The organism is Clostridium rhizosphaerae (assembly GCF_016765585.1).
In the GTDB taxonomy this organism is placed as follows: Bacteria; Bacillota; Clostridia; order Clostridiales; family Clostridiaceae; genus Clostridium_AT; species Clostridium_AT rhizosphaerae.
The window spans coordinates 217320-238406 of sequence record NZ_JAESWC010000014.1 but is presented as its reverse complement, the minus strand read 5'-3'; the positions used below and the strand labels follow the sequence as shown (position 1 = coordinate 238406).

The 21087-nt window shown below is 31.4% G+C and carries 18 protein-coding genes, 1 tRNA gene and 1 pseudogene; 16 read left to right on the top strand and 4 right to left on the bottom strand.

The features are described from left to right. Positions 1 to 102: 102 nt before the first annotated feature. Positions 103 to 636: an RNA polymerase sigma factor gene (locus JK636_RS17165; RefSeq protein ID WP_202750216.1), complete on the top strand. Its 534-nt coding sequence runs from the start codon at positions 103 to 105 to the stop codon at positions 634 to 636. Positions 637 to 641: 5 nt separating this feature from the next. Continuing rightward, on the top strand, positions 642 to 1688 hold the full coding sequence (locus JK636_RS17160) for a hypothetical protein (RefSeq protein WP_202750215.1): 1047 nt from the start codon (positions 642 to 644) through the stop codon (positions 1686 to 1688). 142 nt (positions 1689 to 1830) lie between these two features. On the opposite strand, the gene JK636_RS17155 is transcribed toward JK636_RS17160, so the two are convergent. Further along, positions 1831 to 2253 (bottom strand): LSm family protein, encoded by a 423-nt coding sequence (locus tag JK636_RS17155; protein WP_202750214.1) that lies wholly within the window; start codon positions 2251 to 2253, stop codon positions 1831 to 1833. A gap of 128 nt (positions 2254 to 2381) precedes the next feature. Here JK636_RS17155 and JK636_RS17150 point away from each other — a divergent pair, with 128 nt between their 5' ends. After that, positions 2382 to 2561 (top strand): hypothetical protein, encoded by a 180-nt coding sequence (locus JK636_RS17150; protein ID WP_202750213.1) that lies wholly within the window; start codon positions 2382 to 2384, stop codon positions 2559 to 2561. Positions 2562 to 2595: 34 nt separating this feature from the next. Here JK636_RS17150 and JK636_RS17145 read toward each other — a convergent pair whose 3' ends face one another. Continuing rightward, entirely contained in the window at positions 2596 to 2763 is a 168-nt protein-coding gene (locus tag JK636_RS17145) for a hypothetical protein (protein WP_202750212.1), read from the bottom strand. 137 nt (positions 2764 to 2900) lie between these two features. Here JK636_RS17145 and JK636_RS17140 point away from each other — a divergent pair, with 137 nt between their 5' ends. The 5 genes and pseudogenes from JK636_RS17140 to JK636_RS17120 all read left to right on the top strand — a co-directional run bounded on the left by JK636_RS17140 (position 2901) and on the right by JK636_RS17120 (position 6474). Next, positions 2901 to 3164, top strand: a complete 264-nt coding sequence (locus tag JK636_RS17140; protein WP_202750211.1) for a hypothetical protein — start codon at positions 2901 to 2903, stop codon at positions 3162 to 3164. Positions 3165 to 3173: 9 nt separating this feature from the next. Beyond that, a pseudogene (locus JK636_RS23700) lies at positions 3174 to 3404 on the top strand (LexA family protein). A 386-nt stretch (positions 3405 to 3790) separates the two neighbouring features. Then, positions 3791 to 3964, top strand: coding sequence for a hypothetical protein (locus tag JK636_RS17125; protein WP_202750208.1), 174 nt, complete (start codon positions 3791 to 3793; stop codon positions 3962 to 3964). A 1085-nt stretch (positions 3965 to 5049) separates the two neighbouring features. Beyond that, entirely contained in the window at positions 5050 to 5184 is a 135-nt protein-coding gene (locus tag JK636_RS23940) for a hypothetical protein (RefSeq protein ID WP_274601622.1), read from the top strand. A gap of 228 nt (positions 5185 to 5412) precedes the next feature. Continuing rightward, positions 5413 to 6474, top strand: coding sequence for a cell envelope integrity TolA family protein (locus JK636_RS17120; RefSeq protein WP_202750207.1), 1062 nt, complete (start codon positions 5413 to 5415; stop codon positions 6472 to 6474). Between the two features lie 316 nt (positions 6475 to 6790). On the opposite strand, the gene JK636_RS17115 is transcribed toward JK636_RS17120, so the two are convergent. Beyond that, entirely contained in the window at positions 6791 to 7639 is an 849-nt protein-coding gene (locus JK636_RS17115; protein WP_202750206.1) for an aldo/keto reductase, read from the bottom strand. A 421-nt stretch (positions 7640 to 8060) separates the two neighbouring features. On the opposite strand from JK636_RS17115, the gene JK636_RS17110 reads away from it, so the two are divergent. Then, positions 8061 to 8161, top strand: a tRNA-OTHER gene (locus JK636_RS17110). Between the two features lie 443 nt (positions 8162 to 8604). Beyond that, the gene (locus JK636_RS17105) at positions 8605 to 8973 is read left to right on the top strand and encodes a hypothetical protein (protein ID WP_202750205.1); all 369 of its coding nucleotides are present in this window, start codon (positions 8605 to 8607) and stop codon (positions 8971 to 8973) included. Positions 8974 to 9182: 209 nt separating this feature from the next. Here JK636_RS17105 and JK636_RS17100 read toward each other — a convergent pair whose 3' ends face one another. Continuing rightward, on the bottom strand, positions 9183 to 9839 hold the full coding sequence (locus JK636_RS17100) for a protein kinase family protein (RefSeq protein WP_202750204.1): 657 nt from the start codon (positions 9837 to 9839) through the stop codon (positions 9183 to 9185). Between the two features lie 220 nt (positions 9840 to 10059). On the opposite strand from JK636_RS17100, the gene JK636_RS17095 reads away from it, so the two are divergent. From JK636_RS17095 to JK636_RS17070, 6 genes are all read left to right on the top strand, one after another. After that, positions 10060 to 10221 carry an aspartyl-phosphate phosphatase Spo0E family protein gene (locus JK636_RS17095; RefSeq protein ID WP_202750203.1) on the top strand — a complete coding sequence of 54 codons (162 nt, stop codon included), beginning with the start codon at positions 10060 to 10062 and terminating at the stop codon, positions 10219 to 10221. A gap of 220 nt (positions 10222 to 10441) precedes the next feature. Then, positions 10442 to 12553 (top strand): methyl-accepting chemotaxis protein, encoded by a 2112-nt coding sequence (locus JK636_RS17090; protein WP_202750202.1) that lies wholly within the window; start codon positions 10442 to 10444, stop codon positions 12551 to 12553. 106 nt (positions 12554 to 12659) lie between these two features. After that, positions 12660 to 14924: a vWA domain-containing protein gene (locus JK636_RS17085; RefSeq protein ID WP_202750201.1), complete on the top strand. Its 2265-nt coding sequence runs from the start codon at positions 12660 to 12662 to the stop codon at positions 14922 to 14924. 26 nt (positions 14925 to 14950) lie between these two features. Further along, complete coding sequence (locus tag JK636_RS17080) at positions 14951 to 17731, top strand: tubulin-like doman-containing protein (protein ID WP_202750200.1); 2781 nt, start codon at positions 14951 to 14953, stop codon at positions 17729 to 17731. Positions 17732 to 17780: 49 nt separating this feature from the next. Continuing rightward, positions 17781 to 19928, top strand: coding sequence for a hypothetical protein (locus tag JK636_RS17075; RefSeq protein ID WP_202750199.1), 2148 nt, complete (start codon positions 17781 to 17783; stop codon positions 19926 to 19928). Next, entirely contained in the window at positions 19921 to 21063 is a 1143-nt protein-coding gene (locus JK636_RS17070; protein ID WP_202750198.1) for a hypothetical protein, read from the top strand. Before JK636_RS17075 ends, JK636_RS17070 begins: the two co-directional genes overlap by 8 nt. Positions 21064 to 21087 lie beyond the last annotated feature (24 nt).

The following is a 21087-nucleotide window of genomic DNA, read 5'->3' as shown; positions in this document are numbered from 1 at the left end:
CCTTGTGTAACATTTATTTGGGAAGAAGACATATAAAAAAATTAGTTTTATTGAAACAAAATACCATATTTATATATCCTTTATAGTAGGAGGTGATTATAATTGAAAGTTCCGGAGATAAATGAACTTTTTACAGACATTTATAATTCTACATATAGTGATGTCCTGAGATTTGTGGTGATAAAATGCCATAATCCGGATGATATTCCGGACTTGATACAAAATATATACCTGAGCTTCTATAAAAGATTTAAAGCCAAGGGTGATATCAGGGAACATAAAAGGTATGCTATCAAAATAGCAAAGCATGAATTATTCAAGTATTATGGTATTTTTAGTTTCACAAAGAATTTTATACCGGTATTTTCACAATCGGAGGATGAAACCTTAATAAATTTCGAGCAAGGATTATATGACGAGGAATTGAGCGATGATAAACTTATATGCAATGATATATGGCAGTACCTGAAAGAAAGAGACATACTCACTTTTAAAATTTTCACATTATACTACAGTCATGACTTAAAGATTTGTGATATATCAAAAAGCTTGGGGATAAGCGAGTCTATGGTAAAAAACCGGCTGTACAGGACTTTGAAGGAAATAAATGATAAATTTAGTCTTCAGGAGGAATAATGTATATGAAAAAAAGTATGTTGTTTAAAAGAGTGATTGATGAAAATATAGCTGATAAAGACCTTATATTGAAAAATGTACTGAACTCAAGCACCAGGAATAGTATTGCAAACAAACGCAGGACAAGCAGACATGTGCGGTTATCATTCAGGTTTGCAACAACATTTTTAATCATAGCTGCAGTATTATTGTTCAACTTTCCGAATATGTCTCTGATACCCAATACAAAATATGCTGAAAATAACCCTGACACCGGGACTACAGTTAAGCAGAAAAATGACTTCATGATAGTTGCCTATGCAGCATCAATTGATAATTCTAAAACTTCACCTGGTATTAAAGTAGATCCAAATACAAAGAATGAGTTGAAACCCAATTTAAAAATCCAAATGCCATCCGGAAAAATTAAAAGAGGAAATGTAAAGAAAAGCAATGGATACGAGGTTAACTTTGAAGGTGGAAGTTTGGGGCTAACCAGTATGGGAGAAAATATTGTAAATATCACATATACTTCAGAGAATGGTATGCTTCATTATTTTGATGTGGAACTCATGAAAGAGATGGAGACAAAGGGAGAACTGTACATTTGCCAAATTCCTGTTTCAGTAGATCTCATAAATCCGGAAATGGGCTATAACAGTATTAAGAAAGCTTTTTCAAAGCTGTGGGCCAGCGGGGACCTTGATGAATTCAAAAACAAATATTTCAATGGAAAAGATATAAACCTTGATGATTATACGATCGGCTTCCATGGATCTCCAGACACAACAGGAGAAAGAAGATATATGCAGATATACAATAAAGAGAATGGAAGGCCTCCATATTTCAAAGAGGGGCTGGTAGTAAAAGCAACCCCGGGTAAAGTTATAAACTGGTCGCCGGATAACGCCATGGGTATTCTACAAAAAGATGGTAATATACTTTATGAGGATTTGCCGGCAGATACCATAACTGTTTCTGCAGAGTTTAATAATGGAGATATAGTGACTAAGACAATAAAACTGTCTTTTAATAAGGACGGAAATGTTATCGGCGAGCTTAATGAAAAGTAAGAAAGGCATGATTGGCTTAAAAGCCCAGATGAAAGTTATAAAACTCCAATTACCTATTCTTATATGACGTATCAATAAACCTGGAGGGAGAAATCCCTCCAAGTTTATTTGCTTTTCAGAAAGATTTAATTTGATGTAACTATTACCAACCTTCACTTCCTACAGCATTGTGAACAAAAGCAGCAATTCTATCTGCAGGAATATCAACTACTGCGCCTAGTCCTCTTCTTCCATTACAATCAAATCTGTCTCTGTCTCTGTCTCTGTCTCTGTCTCTGTCTCTATCCCTATCCCTATCTCTGTCCCTATCTCTGTCTCTGTCGAAAGATTCTTCTTCACATTCGTCATTTCTACGTCTTCTTTCTTCTCTTTCTTCACAACAGTTTCCCAATGCACATCCTGGTGCTGGACCAATATTAGTTACAAGTCTAACAAAATCACAATTGACTGATGCAAGAACTCCTGTGAATCCTCTTCCAGATTGACCTCCACTAGTTGTAAAAATAGTTACTGTTTGTCCTATGTGTCGTGCTAAATCATTAATTAGTCTAGAATCATTAGGCATATTAATATCCTCCCTTATATATAAAATCGTGGGACTTCTTGTCCTGGTATATATTATGTAGCTATCTAAATATGGTTACTGTTTTTTATTTTTTCAAGGAATTTTAATTCATTTGGAGAATATTATATTTGCAATACAATGTAGAAATGTTTGGAGTGATATTTACGAAACTTATTTGCAAATGTGGAAATATAGAAAAAATCATAACAGAGAAAGCATTAGAAAATTTCAGCATAAAAAGTATTGATGATGGTTCAATAGCTTTAATATGTAAAAAGTGTAATGATGTTGTTTATATTATTAAATAAAAGCTCTGGAGTTTATTCCAGAGCTTTATTTTTATTATATGCTTTTAAAACAAAACGTAGCTCTTATAATATCTTCTCCAGTTTCTTCATTAACGCATCCCAAGGCCATAAGCTCATTTTCTAATAGTCTTATTCTCTTCTTATTACTCTCTTTAACAATCAGCTTCACCGTAGCATAAAAGCTTTCCTCTTCATCATACATGAAATTCACCTCTGCTTAAACTCTTAACAAATAAAGGATTATTAAACATGTTAATAAACTTACTTTTTTATACTTGACATACGAACAAATGTTCTAATATAATTTGGCTATAAAGAAGATTCATGGTAGGTGAAATTATGAAGATAATTGCTAAGCCTGTGGATATGGTGTGCTGGTTTGAAAAAACAGGGTCACCTCATCCTGTTAGATTCAAGTTAACAAGTGAAGATGAAAGTGAGAGAGTAATAAAAGTAGATAGAATCTTGCATAAGGATAAAGAGAAACTGGCAGGAAATGAGATGCTGATATTTAGATGCCAAAGTGTTATTAATAACCAGTGGAAGTTATTTGAATTAAAGTATGAACTAAAGACATGTAAATGGATTTTATGGAAGTTATAAAAAAGGGGAATGAAAGTTATGAGTAATAAATTGTCAGAAAAACAAAAGAATGTACTAGAGATAATATCTATTTATATTGATGATAATAAGATATCTCCAACTACCAGAGAGTTAATGCATCTATTTTAAATAAAATCAACTTCTACGATGCATAGTTATTTGGAAAAGCTAAAAGAAAAAGGATATATAACGTGGAAAGAAGGTATGCCGAGAACACTCCAGATATTGAAAAGAGCTTAGTTCTTTTCTTATTTTCCCACAACTAATCCACCTCAAGTTATAAATAATTATATTTACTTACAGAAATACTTAGTTATAAAAGTTAGATATATCAATACTTCTACGACAAGGGCAAAAAATATAAGAATGAAAGCATTACTGAGTATCCTGTAATAATTGACACACGTGTGGAGGTAGCGTATACTTCATGTAAGTAGTTTTGGCAGGTGTGCGTTTACTATATTAACTGAGAGACTCACTGGCAGACTTATCAATTTATATGTTAATTATTTTTGCCGACGGCGCATATTATTTCTAGTTTTTTTCTGTTTTTAATTTTATACAAAGAATTCCTGAAATTTGATAGTGGTTGGTCTGATAGTATAGAAATTGTCTTTGAAGGTGTATTGTCACTTAATTTGCGGCCTGCGAAAGATAATTATTCTTCTGATTTGTTTTCAGCAACTATTATGCTAAGAGATGAAGCTATTTTGTTTTATGATGATGATGTGAATTCAGAACAGGAAGATTACGAAGGGACATGGATAAATGCATTAGGGATGAGATGGAGATTATTATAAGTTTTATATCCATATCCATCTGATAACAAAATGTTCAATTCCTCATTGCATGAGAAGATTGCAAATCACATCTGCAAAGCTAAGTGCAGTCGCTCCAGGCCTTTCGGCATCTTGAGTACGAAACGGTGGATGGTATGACAAAATAAGGGGTGTTCTGCAGGGTCGTATAATATATACGATTCTCCAATAGTAATATACTAAACTAAAATAGTAAGGGGTTGAGGCTATGAATCTTGCTAATAAAATTACAACAATTCGATTAATACTTGTACCAATTTTTGTTTTAATTTTAACACCTATGCCAGAATGGATTGCTAATAAAAATTTGGTTAATTTTTTCATAATCAATTCCTTATTTAATAGTTAGTACTTTGAATGCTAACTATTTTTTTTAGTTGGTTGTTTTTATTTACTAATTATTAAAATGTAGTTAATATATAGTTTCTAAAAAAGTCATGGAATGGTCATAATTGGAATGTATTATATAAACATGACAAATAAGTCCCCCCATTTAATATAAACACTAAGAAGTTGATTAGTATCTAATCAGCTTTTTTAGTTTTTTGATAATAAGTTTTTATTTATTAGGTTGAAGTTAATAGATAGCTTTTATTATTGTCATCAAACCATTACATTTAGAATTTACAACATAAGCATAAATAATTAGCAATCTCCCATAGAAGTATTGCTATACCTTATAAATAAGTAGAAAGCAGCCAACTATTTATATAACTGACTGTTTTCTACTTATTTATATATTCTCTATTAAGATTTTAGTTGAATTATTATTAAATATATGATTATTATATTAATAATGAAACACGTTGAAATATGTGTGATAGTTTTTAGTAATAATTAACCGAAAATGGCTTAAATACAAGCTTTGAGATACGTTAAACTTATGGCGCGTTTGAGGGGCGTGTGGGAGGCGGTACGGGTTCAAGTCCCGTCTCTCGCACCATTTTTTTGTCTGGAAAGCATTGAAAAAACTGAATTAACGCACGTTTAAAATAGACGCACGTTGTGTATTGCAAAAATACATAAGCGTGCGTTGTTTTTTCGCACGTAATAGGAGGAAAAATATTATGCGTAAGAAAATTGAAATGAGAGAAACATACAAAACAATAACCGACCTCATGGAATTCTATAGCAATAGGAGAATGCATTCGAGCTTAAGTTTTATATCACCAAATGAATTTTATAATCTTAATTTTGGATAAAACCTAACTAATACTGAAATAAGTGTGTAAATTTGAGAAAAACAGAAAAATTATTAGGTTTTGTCCAAAGCGAAGGGGTTAATCCGATAGCTATGTAAAATGGTGTCGAGAAAATATAATGTATTTTAAAAGGTATTCTGTAATCTATATAGAAATACATTTATACATTAGTATTATAATGATAAAAAATCGCTTTGTACGAAAGTAGTAATGTTGTGGGGGATTATTATGAAATTTGGTTTTACTAAAAATAAGTCTTTAGGCCTATTAATAATTGGAATATTAATAGCTATTATTTTTATTCCAACATCTGTATATGCCTATAAAAATTATAATTACAACAAATATTACAAGCTAGCAATTGAAACACTAGCAAACGAAAAATTTGATGATGCCGTAAATTATTTTAGACAGTCCATAAAATATAGCGACAAACATAACAGCGATATTAACTCTAACATTGAGCTGGTAAATATTTTAAAAAAATCAAAGATAAGTTATGATGAGGCAACGAAACTATTAGATGATGGAAAGTATTTGGAGGCTATAGATGAATTCAAAAAGGTTCCACAAAAAGATACTAAATACTTTGAGGAATCCAAGTTAAAAGCTGATTTTGCAAAAAGCGAATATATAAAAGCAAATCTGGTAAATGCAAAAAAAGAAGCTGAAAATAAAAATTATAGTCAAGCAATAGTTTTTCTAGACAACATTGTAAAGATAGAACCTCTGAATCAAGAAGCAGGGAATTTAGTGGAACAATATAATATAGAGATACAAAAAAAAGCGGAAGAAGATGCAAAGAAGAAAGCGGAAGAAGATGCAAAGAAGAAAGCAGGAGAAGATGCAAAAAAGAAAGTAGAAGAAGATGCAAAAAAGAAAGCTCAAGAGGATGCAAAGAAAAAAACTCAAGAACCTAGTAAGCCATCTTCTGGAAGTACTGGATCCAGTGTTAATTATATTGTATCCGCATCATATGATATGTTTAACGTTAAGGACTCAAATGGGAACTTAGTAGATGCTTTCGGATTAAGGTTTTTAAGCTATTCGACACAGCCTAATGGAATATATTATAGCTTTGTTGGCAATGATGTATCGTACAAAGTAACCTTTCATATTATAGGAAGAGATGTTAGTGTTTCGGGTAAATCATCAGAAGATATGAAGCTTATACCTGCAAATAGAACTGAAGTACCTAGAGATGCAAAGATAAAAATTGATATGGTGGCGGTTTATAAAGGGAAAACATACAGTACAACATTTGAGGAAGTCATAAACAAACTTGATTAACATGTTCAGGAGAAATTTATATATATGGTAATATATCAATATTCTAATCAATTAAAATAATAAAAACTCAAGAGCTAAATAGATTTTTTTCACTCCTACTTACTTGATAAAATAGCTCTAGTAAAATATTACGTTAAGGAATGATGTTATAAAGTCATACTTAAAAACACATAGAATGGTTTAAATTATTTCAGCCAGCTATTTAAATATAGTTGGCTGCTTTCTAATTTTTTATATATTCTCTATTAAGATTTTAGTTGAATTCAACGGTAATCGTACGAATATTGCATCGCACGATTTTTTTATTTTTTGTTTATCAGCCTAGGGGAAACAAGGATTTTAGTCCTCTACATTTTTCTGACAGCGTATTTTCTTCAGCTTTACTTACAGGCTTAAAGTTTTGAACTGCCTCTACTGCCCATCTGAAGTGCTCTATATCCCCTGGAGGCACTGCTGCAGTTATAGGCTGAGAAAGAGTATACCTGTATGCAAGCATTGCAAGTTCTTTATCATCTATGGCTTCATACCAGCCTTTAGGATATTTATTGACTGCACCTTTCTCAAGTTTTGTTTTAGCCATAGCTTTTAAAGCAAGTATTCCCATGTCTTTTTCCTTAGCTCTAGCTATTACCTTAGGCCCAAAGTTTGAGTTCATAATATTTACCCAGTTAACAGGGAAAAGTATTGAGTCAAAATCAAATCTATCCATTAAAGCCATAGCGGCTTCTTCAGAGTGAGCTGAGAATCCTATATGTTTTATAAGTCCCTGCTGCTTTGCTTTAATGAAGGTTTCCATAGCACCATTTACTCCCAATATTCTCTCTACATCTTCAGCGGTAGTAACTGCATGAAATTGATATAAATCAAAGTAATCAGTATTAAGCTTTCTTAAGGATTCCTCAAGCAGTGCTCTAGAGCCGTCCTTAGTTCTGTCTTCTGTTTTGCAGGCTAGGAATACATTTTTTCTTTTTCCGACAAGAGCAGGACCAAGCTTATCTTGTGCATCCCCATAAGTAGGGGCAACATCAAAGTAATTTACTCCCGCATCAATGGCTTCTGCAACATAGTTATTCGCATCATGTTGAGATTCCCCCGTGACTATAATTCCGCCGAAACCAACTATGGACAGCTCTTCTTTTGTTCTTCCTAGAACTCTTTTTTGCATAATAAATTTCCCCTTTCTGCATATATAATGTGATAATTTTAAATAAAAATTTTCTTTATTATACCATACAGAATACCATAAATTTACATAAGTTGAAATAGCTATAAAGATTATAGCTGTGTTATAAAGTGCATTTTAAATTTTGAAATCTTTGCATAAACAATAATGTGGAAAGAAGGTATGCCGAGGACAATCCAGATATTGAAAAGATCTTAGTTCTTTTCTTATTTTCCCATACTAATTACACATAAGGTATAAATAATTATATTTACTTACAGAAATACTTAGCTATAAAAGTAGATATATTAATACTTCTAGGACAATATATATATATTTATTTTTGCCAACGCCGCATATTATTTCTAGTTTTTTTCTGTTTTTGATTTTATACAAAAAATTCCTAAAAACGGCTTGAATACAGGCTTTTATATAGCATGTATTTTCTTATATATATGCTGATTTTTTGTTTCGGTGTAATTCGTAATCAGTAGGTCGGGGGTTCAAATCCCCCTGGGAGCTCCAGTAAATAATTAAAGAAAAACCAAGACTTTTATAGCCTTGGTATTTTTATTGCTTACAATTAATGCTCTGTTAAAGAAACGTATTGAAATGCTGCAGGTTATTCAAAGTCTTATTAATACCTGCTCTAGTGCCTTCTACAATGTAAAAAAATATTTGTATCAATACTCTTGTTAAACAGGTCTTTATTAAAATCAAGTAATGGTCCCTTTATAATTTATATATTTAAATATAAACCTATGAAAATATTTAAATATATAAATATTTACTGTAACCATGCTGGTTTGCAGTAGATATGCTTTCAAAAATATGAAAGAATATGCTTATAGCAACACTATTATTAAACAGCGCCAAAATTAATTATTTATTTTATGAACTTATATTCACGGATTTAATTTAATCAGTTATAATATCATTATTAACTTTCAGCAAGGGGAATTATTTTGATGAAACGAAAAAAACGTGTAATATATATTTTATTTATATTATTTGTTTTATTTATAAAAATTTCAGTTCCATCAGCAAATATTAATAACGATAGTAAAAGTGCCAGTAAAAATACTCAAACAATAATAAGTGCTTCATTACATGGTAGTAATATCATTGATTATAAACATGCTGATAATATTGATTTAGGAATTTTAAAAATAAACATTGATGAAAGAGTAGAAAGTATCGAGATTTATATAATAGCTGCATGCGCATTATATTTCTTGCTAAATAATCCACCGCTTTATATCATCAAGATAATACTTTATATTAGAACGGTATACTTTAATGGGAGTAAGTATAAAGAAGATACTAATGCCTTTTGAATGATTTAATAAGGAGGGATTAGTATGAATGCTCAAGATATATTAATTGCAATTGTTTTAGGTATATTTATATTTGGCGGAGTATATTTTTTATTAATATCAAACAAGTTAGATAAAGAAAATGAGAAAAATGAAAAGTAAAATTTTAATTTGATTAGTAAGTTTTAAGCTAAGCCTAGAGATTAACTCTAGGCTTTATTTAATGTAATTTATTTTCCTTTAGTTCTTTTATAAAGCTGATAACATTTTCTAACTAAATTTAATAAAAAGTCAGGTATAGGTGGATGAAGCTTATATAAAAATGGTAAATATATTTTATAATAAGCTTTTTTCGAGTGCTCCCAAAGCATACAGTGTTCTTTATGGTAAAAGTCAGAAACATCCACAACTATACCAGAGTTATTATTCACCATAACATTTTTGAAGTGTACATCATGAGGATGAAGACCTCTGGCTGTTGCATACTCTAGAGCATTATCAATATCTTGTATTATTTTTTCGGGTATTTGAATCCCTTTCTTTATAGCATCGTAAAGAGTGGTTCCATTCAGTTTTTTTAACACTAGATAATTGCTACAGTGATAAAAGCATTCTGAGTAGGCAGGATTAGAACCAAGTCTTTTGTACACTTCAATTTCCTCTTCTATCCCGGGTCGGCCTTCCCCGTATATTTTTATAACTACTTCAGGATAATAAGGATTAGAAAAGACTGCTGCATAATTTCCTGATCCTATGAGAGTCCATGGATATGGAATATGTTCTGCAACTATAGGGTCATAATCATCTATACTTCTCAATTTTACATGGATTAATAAATCATCTTCTATAATATTTATAAGCTGGGCTAACTTTTCAGCTTCAATCATTACAACACTTCCTAAAAAATTATCAATATATCATATACATTTATTTTAATTATGATACCGATGTGTCAAAAAGTATATTGATTATTTTGAGTTCTGATTTCAAATATTTAATAATATCGATTATTTAACAAATAATTCATATTTAGCAACTAAGTGGTAACAAATGTTACTTGAGAATTGGCATTTCTTTGCTATAATAAAAGTAAAGGGAGGAAATGGTATGTACAACCTTGAAAGGTTAGCGGACAAAATAGACATCGTAAGATGTGAGATGGAGTTGGCTATAACCAAGGCTGACAAACTAACAAGCAATGATGTAATTTTAATTAGCAAAAAATTAGACAAGCTATTAAATGAATATGATAAAGTTAGGTTGAAGTAGTTTTATTGTAGCTCCTCCGAATTAAAAGAATACAAATAGGTTATCATTAACTATTTTTAAAGCAGCTGTTTTTATATCGGCTGCTATTTTATTCTAACAATTAATATTTTGAAAAAAATACGGACCAAAAATTCTTTTTCCTGAATTTTTGTTTATTGTAAATGATTTAATTTAGTATTATAATAAAAAGTAACAAAAGAAAAAGCAGGGAGGCACGAAAATGCAAACGTTTGAACACAAAGAAAAGCTTAGTAAATTACGAAATAAAGTAAAGAAGGTGCCGGCAGTTTCGAGTAAAAGAAAAGGGCTATCACATAAAATTGGAACTAAGATAGTAATACAAATATCAATTCTACTGATTGTAGTTTGCGGAATACTAGGTACTATGTCTTACTATAATGCTTCAAGAGCTTTACAAAATGAAACAAAAGCTTCTCTAAATGCGAGAGCTAAAGATGCTTCAAAATTGATATCTCAATCCATTGAAAATAAAAAAACTGAAATATTTGCATTATCAAGCAGAGCAGATGTTCAGCTTTTAGTAAATAATAATGTAGAACAGACTCAAATTGATAAGAGTAAAACATATTTAAGAGGTGAAGCTACACGCCTTGGATACTTTAGATTTCATATATTAGGCAAGGATGGAAAAGGAACTAGTACCGATAATACTTTAAAAAACATTGATTTCAGCCAAATGGATTTTTTTAAATCTGCCATTAATGGGGATATTACTGTTATACCTACAGGGCAGAGCGCTGCTGGTGATAAGGCATTAGTATTTGGAATTGCCTCTCCAATAATTAATGAATCAGGTAATAAGCTTGGAGTTCTAGTGGGAGAGATTGATTCTAGTGAAATTGTTGGACTTGTAAGCGATATAAAAGCAGGAAAAACTGGCTATTCCTTTATAGTAGATAATAATGGAATGCTTATAGCTCATCAAGATAAAGAACTTCTTGAAAAAGGTACTAACTTAATTGAAGAGACAAGTAAAAACAGTAAAGACAAGTTGTTTAACAATATATTAACTTCAATGTCAAAGGCACAGGCAGGTGTAAACTCTTATTCTTATGAAAACAGCAAAAGGATTATTGGTTATGCACCTATAGATAAAACAAACTGGTCTATTGGCATTACAATGGATGAATCTGAATTTTTATCAAGCGTTTATGCCTTAAGAACTAACGTTATAGTATTTACAGCAATATTTATAGTTTTAGGGGTAGCGGTGGGGCTGTTTATAGGAAGAGATATAACTAATCCTTTAACTAAGATAAAGAAGTATTCTGAAAGCTTAGCAGAATATGATCTTACTCATGAAATTATAGTTAATAGAAGTGATGAATTTGGGCAGACTGTAACTTCACTAAATAGAGCCACAAGCCACCTAAGGGAAGTTCTTAATTCTGTTAAGGAACGTACAAATTCAACATATTTATTAGTTCAGAAGACCCAAGATATGTATAGCGAAGTAGGAAACCAGGTTTACAACGTTACTGTAGCTACAGAACAGATTTCGGCCAGCATGCAGGAATCAAGTGCGGCCATAGATTCGGTTTCTGAAAAAGTAAATCAGGTTAAAACCACTATAAATGTTGTTTCAGATAAAGCAAAGGAAGGAGCTTTTCTTGCAGACAAGGTCAAGTCAAAGGCGGAAGTTATAATGTCTAATGCAAAGGCTACTCAAAATAAGGTAGCTACTGCTTATGATGAATCAAAGAACAGACTTGAAAAGGCTATTGATAATTCAAAGGTTGTATATAAAATAGGAGAAATGACAGAAGCTATATTAGCTATATCAGAGCAGACAAATCTACTTGCACTAAACGCTGCTATTGAAGCAGCAAGAGCAGGAGATGCTGGAAAAGGCTTTGCTGTAGTAGCTGATGAGGTCAGAAAGTTAGCTGACCAGTCAAGTACAGCGGCAGAAAGCATTAAAAAGATAGTAAATGAAGCGCTATTAGTAATAAAGGAATTGTCCTCCTCAGGGGAGAATATGCTTAATATAATGGAAACGGAAATACTTAAGGATTACGACCAGCTTATTGATATAAGCAGAGAATATAAAAACGATGGAGATATGTTTGAAAATATTATAGGTGAGTTTGAAAATATAACAAATCAAATAGCATACTCTATGAATGATATAAATTCTAATATGGAAGGAATCTTAAGTGCTGTAGGTCAAGTAGCTTCAAGTTCCTCTGAAATTTCCGGCGATGTTGGAGATATATATGCAAAGACTCAAGGAATAACTGAGGAAGCTAATAAGAGCTCTCTTGATTCAAAGGAACTTTTAAAGCTTGTAGATGAGTTTAAAACAAAATAAACTATAAAAATACCAGGATATTATTATCTTGGTATTTTTATTTTTTGTTCTAAAGATATATAAGAGACAAATATATTAATAATGAATACTTAAAGGGGAGATGCTTATGAAAAGATATAATAAGGTTTTAATAGTTCTTTTTTTATTGCTATTTATCATTGAACCTTTAACTTTTAGGAATATAAAAGCTGCAGAAAATGAAAAGAATATAATACTTTTAATAGATAATTCAGGAAGTATGCAGACAACAGACTCTAAAAGATTATCTCTTGTTGCTGCTTCTATGCTTATAGATACCTTAGATTCTAATACAAATCTAAACATACTAAGCTTTGGAGATAAGGTTGTTTATACAAAGAAACTTCAAGACAAGCCTTCGAGAGATATATTAAAACAACAGCTGTCTGAAGTTAAATTTACTGACAAGAATACAAATTTAAAGGATGGAATGGCTGAAGCTTTAGATCAGCTTAAAGCTGTTACTGGAGAAAAAATAATAATAGTGCTTTCTGATGGAAGAGAAGACATTAAGGGAGTAAATATGGAGGTGCATAAAAAAGAGCTCGATTCTATTATTGGTGATGCTCAAAAGGAAAAAATTAAAATTCACTCCATAGGACTTTCAAAAGACTCTGATAAAGAAGTCCTTTCAAATATATCTAATAAAACAGACGGAGATTATTTTTATAGTGAAAATGCTTCAGGGCTCTTTGATATATTCAGCAAGATACTTGGAAATATTAACGGATTTTATACAATTAAACAGTATATAACAAGCGGAAAGACAGAGGAAAAAATAAAATTAAGTTCTTATGTTGACGAGGTAATAGTCAAAATTGCTTCCTGTGAAGATAAGTTTCCTTCTGTAGATGTAATAGACAGCAAAGGCTCAGAGATAAGCAGTATATCTGAAAATCGGTATAAAATATATAAGTTTAAAAACAGTGAGGATAGAACGCTGACAATAACCACTAAAGAGGACAGTAGAGATTCAATAATTATTCAGATTAAAAGCAAGGTTTCTATAGGAATAAACAGTTCCAGCGATACCTTCGAAATACCCTATAAGGTTCCTGTAAATCTTCAGGCTGTACTTAATACTGATAGTCAGATAAGCGATCTTCATATGTACAAGGTTGATGAAGGTAAAAAAGAGGAGATAGAAAAGAGCAATAATGAGTTTAAATTTACTTTTAGCAAAGATAAACCTGGTTTTTACCCTGTTTTTATAACAGCTTGCGATGGTAATGACAATATAATTTCAGCTAAATATATAAATATTAATGTTACTGATAATACTCCTTTTTATTACTGCGAGCCTATTCCAGAACAAATATTTAAAGATAAAGTTGTTTCTATAGACTTAAGGCAGCTTGATAGCAGTAGTATTGAGAAAGCTTCTGGAGATGTTCATGTAAAGTATGAAGGTAAAGAAGAAACTTTTCCTTTTAGGTTTGAAAATGGAGTGTTGCATGCAGAGGTTAGCTTAAAAAACATAGGAGATGTAAAGATTTCTTCTCAGATAACAGTTATGAAGGATGGAGAAAACCACTCCTACTATCTCCCTTACTTTAAGGCAAAAGTTATAGATAATCCTCATATTACATTTTGCAGCATAATTTATAGCAAGCCTTTTATGGAGAATAGTTCTGTAGATATAAGATTTGTTATGCCAGATAATTTAATTTACAAACAAGAAAAAATAAGCCTGTATGACAGTAATAATAATCACTTGAAGGACTTCTATGTAAAACCTAAAGACCGTATGGCAGTCATAACCTTAAATAATTTGAAAAAAGGCAGCAATTTAAAGTTTTTATTTAAAGCTGATAATGATATTAAAATAAACAGCGAAGTTGAAACAAACTTAAGGATAATGTCTGCTGGAGAATATTTTTGGTACAGGTATAAGATAGCTTTTATAAGTTTGTTTATACTACTGGCTTTAACTGGTGCATTTATCAGCCTGTGTATTTTTATTTATAATACTAAGGTATCAAAATATGAATTTAATAAAAAGATAAGCTGCAGAAGTTCAGAAGGTGGAAATCGCTTTGTTAGCATTAAGCTAAACAATAAAAATAATGTTTGCTATTTAAATTTTATAGACGGAAATATCAAAGCTTTCAAAGATAATAATACGCAAGGTAACCTTATTGGGCATTTTATTTTAAGTCAGCCTGACGGAAATAAAATAACTCAAGGACTAAAATTTTTAATCAAAGGACAAAAGATATTTAAGGTTAAGTATGTTCCAAAGCTAAAGCAAAAGGACTTAAAGGGAAACCCTATAGGACAGATGGATTATGAGATGGCTAAACCAATAAGATTTGATATTAATGAAGAAACAATAACTATTTACTTCAAATAAAATTTAAATTTACCGGGGGGTACATTATGAAAAATACCAAGGTTCCAAAGGATATTCTGCCGACCCTTATAATAGGTCTTGGAGGTACAGGATATCAGGTAATTAAAAGACTTAAACAGCTCTTTGACAAAAGATACAAGGATGAAAAACTTCCAGTTAGATATCTATTAATAGATACAGATTTAAAATCCTTTCTTGATGACAGTATAAAGAACAATGAAAAGTGCCAGCTAAGATTCGGTGAAGGAATTAAAAATACTCTTGAATGGGCTTATGGAAACTCTAATTTTGAATGGCTGCCTAAAAACCCTAAGATAACACCAGACTTTTTTACATCTACAGATCAAGGTGCTGGACTTGTAAGGCCCATAGGAAGAATGTATCTGTGCAAAAATGCAAAGCTATCATATGACAGTCTTCAGACTGCTAAAAATGATTTGGTCGATCTTCATAAGGTTTTAATTGATTTAGAGGATAACTATCTAGAGAATATAGACAGACATAAGGTTTATATAGTGGGATCTCTTGCAGGGGGAACCGGTTGCGGAACCTTTCTTGATGTGGCAGTGATGGTTTCAAAAATATTCAATAGAGACAATACGAATATTATAGGTATGTTTACACTGGAAAGCTGCTATGATGACAAGCTTTCCTCAGATTTGGATGCACAAAACAGAAGTAAGGCTAATTGTTATGCTGCTCTTAAGGAGCTTGAGTTTTACATGTCTTCCATTACAAATCCTGAGGATAAGAAATATACCTTTAAATATAACAATGTTGGTGAAATAAAGCTTGATAGAAAGCTTTTAGATATTTGCTATCTTATAGAAAATAAAAATGAAATGGGTGGAGTTCTTACAAATATTGAAGATATATACGATTTGTGCTCTCTTCAATTATTTCAGGAGATAGGAACAAAGCTTGGTTCTCAGCTTAGAGCTGATTATGCTAATTTTATATGCAAGGATAAAGACCCCGTATTAAATAGGGATAGACATTTTAGTACCTTCTCTTCCTCCTCTATGGAATTTTCAGCAGATAACTTAAAGGGATACTGCTGCAATATGCTTGCTAAGGATATTTTAAATAAAATAAGCAGTGAATTTAGTAAGGATGAAGAAGCTTTAAATAAGGAACTAAACAGTTTAATTAAAGGTATTGATGAAAGGCTTAAGATAAAAGAAGCAGGAGAAGATTTTATATCTGGCTGTGAGCTTCCGGCTGTAATTTATTATAAGGACTTAAAAGAAGCGTATAAAAGCAATTTAGACATGCTTGAAAACAGTGAAAGAGATAAGAAGGAATTTTGGAAAAGGATTAAGACGAGCAGTAAGGGTGACATTGATAAAATAGTAAATAACTTTGTTAATGACCTTGTAATTGAAAGGGGAATAAAATTTACAATAGAGCTTTTAGACAGACTCAATACAAGGTTTATGAAAGATATGAGCAGCAATAATTCTTATTCTTCGGTAGACAGAAGCTATGTTGAAGGGGAAATAAATGGCATTGCGTCCAATAAAAAAACTTACGGAAAAGTTTTATCCGGAAAAGAGCCTGTTCCATTTGAGATAATAAATAATTTTAATGATTATGCTCAGCAGCTTTACTCTGGAGTAAGAAATCTAATTTATAAAGACAGATATAATTTTATTGAAGATATCATAAAAGAAGTTATTAAAAAGCTGAGCAATTTAAATAACAATATACTTTATATGCTAAATGATATTAATAACAATCTTAATAAAATTAATAATCAAAACGAGAAGAAGTATGGGGGAAATATTATATCCCGTGAAATGATAGGAAGGGAATTCTATGAAAGCTATTATAACAAGTATTTTAAAGGTGTTTCTAAAGGAATAATAGATCCTATTTTAATTGAAGGGAATTCTGAAGAACTTATAAAGCTATGTGAAGCTCAATATGAAAGAGTAGCACCATATAACGATATTATGAAAATACTTGAGGAAAATGCTGAAACTAAAGGTATGAGCTTCGAAAGCTATGTAACAGAAGAATTGGATATTACCTCAAAGCTTGCTAAGCCGTTTTGGTCAGCGATAAAAAATCCAGAGGTATCCTGGACAGAGTGCTATTACATTGGTTGTGTTAAGGATGAAAGCATAAATAATGGCTTTACAATAAAAGCTCCAAAGGAAATTGACAACTGGATAAGAAATCAGACAGGAGAGCGTTCAAGATGGGCTAGATATGTGGAAACAACTAATCCTAATGCTATAGATGTTATTCATATAACAATGGGGGCCTGTGCTGCTTATCTTCCAGATATAAAGCACTATAAGCAGTTTTACCTAAAGCTTCTAGCTTCAAAAGCCTACCCGCTTCATTTAAATGAGGAGTATATAGGACTTGAAGAATTGGATTTAGATATGGAAAAGGTTCTTTTAAACTACTCTTTAGCAAGGGCTTATGGAGCGATTATGGAGATAGATAATGGCCTTTATTTAAATATAAAGAAGGAAAAGGATGCGTATTGGTATATTTACCCTTACAAGTACTGCCTCAAGCCTATTGATTATGTTATGGAAAATGGAGGTATACCAAGTACAACTTCTGAGACTTTATTAAAGCTTAAGATAGGGGACAATTATCATGAGGCAATAAAATATTTAAGTGAAAATGCTGAAGCAAGCGAACTTATTGACGGCTTTATAAAAAATGTAAAAAGCAAGCTTAATAAAGAACAGCTTAAGGCTCACTGCATTGAAAATTATATAAAGGATAAAGCACTTGGAGATTTTATTGCAAAGGAAAAGATTAACCAGAGAATTATTGAAGGTTAACCAAAGTAGAGACATTTTTAAGCAGTATGTTTAATACTGGAGGTTTTTGATGAATGAGATTTTTAATCCTTCACTTTTAATATCTCTTGGGCCTTCTGGGAGTAAGGCCCTTGATTTTTCTAAAAAGCTTTTAGCCTATATGCCAAAGCACTTTTTGGATTTGGTAGATTACTATAATGCAGAAAGCCTAGAAAGCTTATCCAAGGAAATTCAAGAAATAGTAGATACAAGGCTGCTTTCTGCAAAATATCTAAATAGGCTTGTTGATTTAGGCTATAAGGTTAGAAGTGAAAATATAAGTTCTGTAAAAATTAATATATATTTGCTTTGGGACGTTTATAACTCTGATATTTCTGCCTTTGAGGTTTTAAAAATGCTGTCTTCTTTAAATTATGGGAATATTGATAAGGAGCAGCATTCGGGGGTTTCCCTATACGTTCTTCCTCTTATGGAAAAGGAATGGACTTTAGAGGAAAAAAGCAGTATAGAATCCATAGAAAAGTTAAAACAAATTGTAGAGTACGTTTCAAAGAAAGAAAACATACTTAATATTGATTCAAAGGTATATGTGCTCCATTGTGTTTCAAACGATGGGACAAGAATACCCATGAAAGAGTTGGAATATATAAGCGGCATATTAACTTATCTAAACATACTTCCTTCAAAGGAGCCGCCACTTTCAAACTTTAATAGAAGGCTTCTTATGAATGAAGGGGATTATAAGGTAGGCACTATTGGCATTACAACCTTGACTGTATTTAAGGATACGCTTCTTGAAGATTTTTCAAGGTATATGGCAGAAGACATACTAAAATATGCAGTTGAGTCCGAGGTGCATGGAGAGTTTAGCGGTAATAAAGTATTTCAGCTTATAAACTATGAGGTTCACAAAAATAAATTAAAACAAAACATTAATATAGTAGAGGAAGAAGATTGCTGCAGACTGAGCAATATCGAGCAGTTTGAATTAAACTTACCTAAAGATATATCAGAGTATCCAAAGGTTTTTAAAAACTGGGAGGAATTTATTGAGCATCAATGTCTTACTGATATGAAAAAAACAATTGATAAAAATGCTCACTCAAGTGCGGAGGAAATTATAGAAAATATAGAAGAAGACTTAAGCAATATAACTTTAAACTATAGTTTAAAAGAAGCAGTAAATTATTTGAATACTTTAGAGAAACATATTTTAAAGCAGAAGCCTGCAAATAAAGCAAGTATAAGCACTGATACTTCAAAGCTTAACAAAGAACTTAAGCAAAGGGTGGAAAATTATCCAAACCTCATTGGATATATAGGAAAATGCATAATTTTAGCTGCGTTTTTTCTCTACTCTATGATAAATATTCTATATCCAAGATTTGATATAGAGGTTAATATTGTTATTTCCATAGTATTCTTTTTAATATTTTTTGCTGCAGCTTACTTAGAATACTGGTTTACTTTAAAGAGGATTAATACCTTTATTAAAGCTTATAAAGAAGAAGTATATATAAAGAGTGGCAGTCTAATAAATTTATATATAGAAAAAAGTTTACTAGATAATCAAAAAGGTTTAATTAACTATATAACTAGTAAAAGAGAAGAATTAATAAGCTGTATAAAGAAATGCAGAGAGCTTTCTATGCTTATGTCTCCTGTTAAGCTGGAGGAAGAAGAAAACATGGGAAATCTTATTTCAGATTTACTGAATTTTGAAGATAGAAGCAATTTTTATAAGGAGAAAGTTCCCAGAATTTCAGATTTATATAGAAACTTTTTATTAGAGCTTGGGGGATTTAAGGAATTTAATAAAGGTAACTTGGAAGATAAGATAAAGAAGTTCTGCTTAGAAGCTTCTCCAATTTATATTGAACTTGATTTTTTTGAATACATGAAATTTAAATACAAAGAAAATATCAGTGAAGAATTAAGCAAGTGGATTGATAAAGGTTTGGTTAAATCAAAGTATCTTTTGCAGTATATAAATAATGACCTGCTTGAAGAACATTCTCTTTTTATAACCTCCCCTCAGGTTTATAAGGTTACTAGGGAAATGAAACCTGATGATCTCTCAGGCTTTGATGTGTCAATTATTGAGGGAAGAGATATTTATACAAATTGTATATCTATCATAAGACTCTGCCTGGGTGTGAATTTTAATAATATAGCTCCTGTTAGAAAGCTGTTGAGGGAGAGTGAGAGAAATGCTTGAGGCTTCTGCGTTATTAGTGATTGGATTATTATATATAATACCGCTTAACTTAGTTTTTTATCATCTATCAAATCAAACTGTTATAAGTATTGTAAATGCACAAAGGACTCCTTTTATTACAGAAGGAACGGCAGGTATCTTAACAGCAGTTTTTTATGTTGTATATGCAGGCGTTTTGTTCTTGTGTATTTATCTTTTGCTAAAATATATAGTTGTTAAAAGCGTGTATGTATATTTAGATAATGAAATAGAAGAAAATAAGCTTTTAGCAAAGTTCACAAAAGGGCAAAGGAATATAAATGCCATAGGCTTTATTTCTATAGTCATTGTACTTTTTATTCATATATTAGCAGGTGTATTTGATATAAAAATTATAGTGCTGGCATTTTTGTGTCTTATGTATGTATTTAGAACATCAGATAAGAAGAGCTTTAAACAAAGAGATAGAGCGGAAGCAGCGTCCGAAGAAACAGTTCAAGGAAGCAATTCGCTGTTATTTGAGTGGACTTACAATATGGATCCTCTTGCAATGCAGCAGCCTGTAAGATTTGTAGTAAGTTTGCCTGTTAATACAGATAGGTATATTGAGTATAAGGCTAAAGATCATATTGATAATATGCCTCAAGCTTTAAGAGAACATGTATTAGATGGGATTTGTCCCGAGGTTGTAGAATTTGCAAGACAGATAAAAAGAATTTGTGTTGCAAGAGGTTTTACAACCTTCCATCAGGCTTCAGTAATAATGGCTTTTCAACAAAGCCTTAAGTATGTTCCTGATATTGATTCGAAAAATACCGCTGAGTATTTAAGATATCCTCTTGAAACCATAGTTGATAGAGAAGGGGACTGTGATTGTCACAGTATTTGTTCTGCAGCGATACTATATGCTATGGGTTATGATATAGTTTTACTTAGAATAACCTTTCCGGAGGGGGAAGGACATTTAGCTTTAGCTGTAGAAGGTGCGGAAGGAGTTCCGGGAAATTTTCTTAGATATAATAACAGAAATTATTATTACTGTGAGGTAACTCCTTTAGAAAACAGCCAAATGAGCTTTAGAGTTGGAGAAATGCCTGATATGCCTGGAGCAAACATTACTGTTGTCCCCATTAAAGAAGTGGTCTCAAATATGTAACATAAGATAACTTTGCTTCATACT

Excerpts from the sequence above, each read along its gene's own strand:
- JK636_RS17160 (WP_202750215.1), top strand. The coding sequence starts at position 642 with ATGAAAAAAAGTATGTTGTTTAAAAGAGTGATTGATGAAAATATAGCT.
- JK636_RS17155 (WP_202750214.1), bottom strand. The coding sequence starts at position 2,253 with ATGCCTAATGATTCTAGACTAATTAATGATTTAGCACGACACATAGGA.
- JK636_RS17145 (WP_202750212.1), bottom strand. The coding sequence starts at position 2,763 with ATGTATGATGAAGAGGAAAGCTTTTATGCTACGGTGAAGCTGATTGTT.
- JK636_RS17140 (WP_202750211.1), top strand. The coding sequence starts at position 2,901 with ATGAAGATAATTGCTAAGCCTGTGGATATGGTGTGCTGGTTTGAAAAA.
- JK636_RS23940 (WP_274601622.1), top strand. The coding sequence starts at position 5,050 with ATGCGTAAGAAAATTGAAATGAGAGAAACATACAAAACAATAACCGAC.
- JK636_RS17120 (WP_202750207.1), top strand. The coding sequence starts at position 5,413 with ATGAAATTTGGTTTTACTAAAAATAAGTCTTTAGGCCTATTAATAATT.
- JK636_RS17115 (WP_202750206.1), bottom strand. The coding sequence starts at position 7,639 with ATGCAAAAAAGAGTTCTAGGAAGAACAAAAGAAGAGCTGTCCATAGTT.
- JK636_RS17105 (WP_202750205.1), top strand. The coding sequence starts at position 8,605 with ATGAAACGAAAAAAACGTGTAATATATATTTTATTTATATTATTTGTT.
- JK636_RS17100 (WP_202750204.1), bottom strand. The coding sequence starts at position 9,839 with ATGATTGAAGCTGAAAAGTTAGCCCAGCTTATAAATATTATAGAAGAT.
- JK636_RS17095 (WP_202750203.1), top strand. The coding sequence starts at position 10,060 with ATGTACAACCTTGAAAGGTTAGCGGACAAAATAGACATCGTAAGATGT.
- JK636_RS17090 (WP_202750202.1), top strand. The coding sequence starts at position 10,442 with ATGCAAACGTTTGAACACAAAGAAAAGCTTAGTAAATTACGAAATAAA.
- JK636_RS17085 (WP_202750201.1), top strand. The coding sequence starts at position 12,660 with ATGAAAAGATATAATAAGGTTTTAATAGTTCTTTTTTTATTGCTATTT.
- JK636_RS17080 (WP_202750200.1), top strand. The coding sequence starts at position 14,951 with ATGAAAAATACCAAGGTTCCAAAGGATATTCTGCCGACCCTTATAATA.
- JK636_RS17075 (WP_202750199.1), top strand. The coding sequence starts at position 17,781 with ATGAATGAGATTTTTAATCCTTCACTTTTAATATCTCTTGGGCCTTCT.
- JK636_RS17070 (WP_202750198.1), top strand. The coding sequence starts at position 19,921 with ATGCTTGAGGCTTCTGCGTTATTAGTGATTGGATTATTATATATAATA.